This window comes from Arthrobacter sp. A2-55 (assembly GCF_025548615.1).
Classification (GTDB): domain Bacteria; phylum Actinomycetota; class Actinomycetes; order Actinomycetales; family Micrococcaceae; genus Specibacter; species Specibacter silviterrae.
In genome coordinates, this window is the sequence record NZ_JAJLOZ010000129.1 from 1 (window position 1) to 3,580 (window position 3,580).

Genomic DNA, 3,580 nt, shown 5'->3' on the forward strand with positions numbered 1-3,580 from the left:
CGTGGGAAACTAGTGAGTGACACCCCGCCAGAGGAGAGGAACCATCCCCGGTGGATTTTTTGCACATCATCAACCAGATTAACTTTGTTATTGCGCATTCTTCCGCGCAATGGTGGGTCATCCCCATGGTTAGCCTGTTTTGCCTGATCGACGGCTTCTTCCTTTTCCTGCCCAGCGAGACCGCCATTGTGGCATTGGCTTCCATTTCGCTGCGAACCGGTTCCCCCAACATTTGGCTGCTGATTCTTGGCGCCACCATAGGCGCCATGATTGGCGACAACATTGCCTATTTCATGGGCAACAAGCTCGGCACCACCCGGTTCAAGTGGATGCGCCGGCCCCGCGGGGCCCAGGCGTTTTCGTGGGCGGGCCGGGAACTGGAAAAACGCGGGGCCATCCTGATCTTCACGGCCCGCTACATTCCCGTGGGACGCATAGCCGTGAACTTTACCGCCGGGGCCACGCACTTCCCGTGGCGCCGCTTTGTGGTCCTTGACGGCATTGCCGTGGTGACGTGGGCAGGATATTCCGTGGCCGTTGGGACGTTCGCCGGCCGCTGGGTGCACCACAATCCGCTCCTGGGTGTGGGCATCGCCATCGCCTTTGCCATTGTGATCGGGTTCATCGTGGACCACGCCATGAAAATCCTGCACCACCAGCTGGAAAAGCGCGGCAAGCTGGCCCCCCGTGCGGAACCCGGCCTCGTGGCCGCTCAGATGGTGGCTCAGGTGCAGGCCGCGGGCCGTGCGGCACCCGCCGCCGCCCAAACCGGGCCCGCCGCGGCTCAAAGCGGGCCCGCCGCCACGCAAACCGGGCCACGCGCGGCGCAACCCGCCGACGTTTCCGCCCAAGCCGGGGACGGCGCGGTGGCGGCTGGCGGCGCAACGGGAGGGACCGGCGTCGTGCATGGCGGAGAGCCTGAAGAAATACCTGAAGAAATACCCGGCGCAATGCCGGAACCGGTGCCCGGCGGCGGAGCGGCGGATACGCCGTTAGCGCACGGAACCAGCCAGAAGTAGCGCCGCAGCGCCCCGCCTCCCTAAAGTGGTGACTGTGACTAACCTAACTGAGCACCAGCACCCTGTTTCCGCCCCCGCCGCGGACATCAAATCCCTGCCCAAGGTGTCCCTCCATGACCACCTGGACGGCGGCTTGCGGCCCGCCACGATCATCGAACTTGCCGCCGAGGTGGGCCACACTTTGCCGGAAACCGATCCCGAGGCGCTGCGCAAGTGGTTCCTGGAGTCGGCCGATTCCGGCTCCCTGGTGCGCTACCTCGAGACCTTTGACCACACCATCGCCGTCATGCAGACCCATGACGCCCTGGTGCGCGTGGCCCGCGAGTTCGTTGAGGACCTGGCGGACGACGGCGTGGTGTACGGCGAAGTGCGTTGGGCACCCGAGCAGCACCTCACCAAGGGGCTGACGCTTGACGAAGTGGTTGAGGCCGTCCAGCAAGGCCTCGAGGAAGGCATGGACAACGTCGACGAGGCCGGCGGCTACATCGAGGTGGGCCAGCTGGTCACCGCCATGCGCCATGCGGACCGCGGCTCCGAGATCGCGCAGCTGGCCGTGCGCCACCGCGACAACGGCGTGGTTGGCTTTGACATTGCCGGCGCCGAGGACGGCTTCCTGCCCTCCCGCTTCACCGAGGCGTTCACCTACCTGGCCGAGAACAACTTCCCCGCCACCGTCCACGCCGGCGAGGCCGCCGGGCTGGACAGCATCCAGGACGCGCTGGTCCACGGCCGCGCGCTGCGCCTGGGCCACGGCGTCCGCATTGCCGAGGACATCCACCTGGACGTGGTTCAGGAAGACGGGCACGACGTCGGCACGGTCACCTTGGGCGATTTGGCCCAGTGGGTGCGCGACCGGCAGATCCCGCTGGAGCTGTGCCCGTCGTCGAACCTGCAGACCGGGGCCATTGCCGCCTTTGGCACCACGATTTCCGAACACCCCATCGACCTGCTGCACCAGCTGGGCTTCAACGTCACGGTCAACACCGACAACCGCCTCATGAGCGGGGTGACGCTGACGGGCGAGTTTGAGCTGCTGCGCGACACCTTCGGCTACGACCTGGACACCATGCTGGAGCTGACGCTGAACGCCGTGCACGCCGCGTTCCTGCCGATCGAGGCGCGCGAGCAGCTGGCCGACTACATCATCGAGTGCTACGACGATCTGTTCGACGACGAGGATGACGAGGGGTCCGGCGACGGCGACGAGTCCGAGGGCAACGGGTCCGACGGGTCCTACGGGTCCGACGGCGACGAGGGTTAAGACGGACACTGGGGCAGGCGGCGCCGCCGTCGAACGCCTGGCGGAGGTCATCGCGCAACTGCGGCGGCACTGCAAGTGGACGGCGGCGCTGACACACGAATCGCTCATGGCCTACCTCATCGAGGAAGCTTATGAGCTGGCGGACGTGGTTGAGGCGCCGGGCCCCCTCGACGCCGACGCGCTGAAGGGCGAGCTCGGCGACGTGCTTTACCAGGTCATGCTCCATTCCCTGCTGCAGTCCGAGACCGGCGGATTCACCCTGGCCGACGTGGCGGAGACCCTGCGGGCAAAGCTGGTCCGGCGCAACAGCCACGTTTTCCGCCCGGACGGGTCGCTGCAGGACCACTTTCCGGAGTGCATCGCGGAGATTGAACGAAGCTACGAGGCGGCCAAGGCGGTTGAGAAGCCGCGGGGACATTCGGTTTTTGACTCGCTCCCGGCGTCCCTGCCGGCTCTTTCCCTCGCGGCCAAAACCCTGGACCGCGTGGAGGGCCGCGCCGATGGCCGGGCCAGTCGAGCCCAGGGGGACCCGCCGCAAACGGAGAATGAGCTCGGCGAGCTGCTGTTCGACGTGGTGAGGGCCGCCCGGGCGCAGGGCCTGGATGCGGAGCGGGCACTGCGGACGGCTGTCCGCAGGTTCCAGCAGCCCTAGCCCGCTCGGTCAGCGGGGGGGAAGCACGACGGCGGCGAGGCGGCGGCGAGGCTGCGCGTGCGGCGAGGCGTCGCATGCTGGACCAAGCAAACCACATTGCCGAACGGGCATTTAACGTGGATGTTTGCAGCAAACATCCACGTTAAGTGTCCGTTCGGCGTGGGGCGTAGGGGGTAATGCCGGACGAGGGGCCCGTGTCGGGGATCGATGGTGCAGCTCCTGCGGGTATGGAGAGGTGTCGGGGATCGATGGTGCAGCTCCTGCGGGTATGGAGAGGTGTCGGGGATCGATGGTGCAGCTCCTGCGGGTATGGAGAGGTGTCGGGGTGTCGATGGTGCAGCTCCTGCGGGTATGGAGAGGTGTCGGGGATCGATGGTGCAGCTCCTGCGGGTATGGAGAGGTGTCGGGGATCGATGGTGCAGCTCCTGCGGGCATGGAGAGGTGTCGGGGATCGATGGTGCAGCTCCTGCGGGCATGGAGAGGTGTCGGGGATCGATGGTGCACCTCCTGCGGGCATGGAGAGGTGTCGGGGATCGATGGTGCACCTCCTGCGGGCAAACCGTCGTCCAGCTCGCAGGAGCTGCTCTGCCGATTCGAATCGGATTTGGAACCCGGAATTTCTTCGCCAACCGGCACTTAACGTGGATG

3 protein-coding genes are annotated in these 3,580 nt (G+C 66.3%); all 3 read left to right on the top strand.

Annotated features, from left to right (window positions below):
* Positions 1-125: 125 nt before the first annotated feature.
* The 3 genes from LPN03_RS20485 (at position 126) to LPN03_RS20495 (ending at position 2,932) form a co-directional block, all read left to right on the top strand.
* The gene (locus tag LPN03_RS20485) at positions 126-1,019 is read left to right on the top strand and encodes a DedA family protein (RefSeq protein ID WP_262455724.1); all 894 of its coding nucleotides are present in this window, start codon (positions 126-128) and stop codon (positions 1,017-1,019) included.
* A gap of 34 nt (positions 1,020-1,053) precedes the next feature.
* Positions 1,054-2,280, top strand: a complete 1,227-nt coding sequence (locus tag LPN03_RS20490; RefSeq protein ID WP_262455725.1) for an adenosine deaminase — start codon at positions 1,054-1,056, stop codon at positions 2,278-2,280.
* An 88-nt stretch (positions 2,281-2,368) separates the two neighbouring features.
* On the top strand, positions 2,369-2,932 hold the full coding sequence (locus LPN03_RS20495; protein ID WP_316255871.1) for a MazG nucleotide pyrophosphohydrolase domain-containing protein: 564 nt from the start codon (positions 2,369-2,371) through the stop codon (positions 2,930-2,932).
* Positions 2,933-3,580: the final 648 nt, after the last annotated feature.

Coding starts and splice junctions, on each gene's coding strand:
- LPN03_RS20485 (WP_262455724.1), top strand. CDS start 126: ATGGTTAGCCTGTTTTGCCTGATCGACGGCTTCTTCCTTTTCCTGCCC.